This window comes from Lysinibacillus sp. 10T31 (assembly GCF_056394365.1).
The window spans coordinates 1-511 of record NZ_JBFTHS010000176.1; the positions used below are offsets into that span (position 1 = coordinate 1).

At 34.8% G+C, this 511-nt stretch carries 1 protein-coding gene; it reads left to right on the forward strand.

The window, feature by feature from the left end; genetic code table 11:
- Window positions 1–511: leucine-rich repeat domain-containing protein (locus AC1DCY_RS27455; protein ID WP_477355888.1), on the forward strand; the 511-nt coding region annotated here is incomplete at both ends.

Below are 511 nucleotides of genomic sequence, written 5' to 3' on the forward strand. Positions count from 1 at the left end.
AGTGTGGAAATCCCTGAAGGCGTGACAGCAATAGGAAAGGAGGCATTTCGTTCTAATAAATTAACAAGTATAAAAATTCCGTCAAGCTTGACGAAGATTGAGGATAGTACATTTTCAGGTAATCGATTAGAAAGTATAGACATTCACGAAGACGTAACAACAATAGGATTTAGTGCATTTGCTGCCAATCAATTAACGAGTGTAAAAATCCCACCAAAGGTGACAACAATAGAAGGTTATGTATTTTCTGGTAATAAATTAACAAGTGTAGACATCCATGAAAACGTGACAACAATAGAAATGCGTGCATTTACTAATAATAAATTAACAAGTGTAGACATCCCAGAAAATGTGACAACAATAGGAGAGTACGCATTTTCAGGTAATCAATTAACAAGTATAGAAATCCCACCAAAGGTGACAACAATAGAAAAAAACGCATTTTATAGTAATAAATTAACAAGTGTAAAATTCCCATCAAGCGTGGCCACGATAGGAGAATGGGCATTTG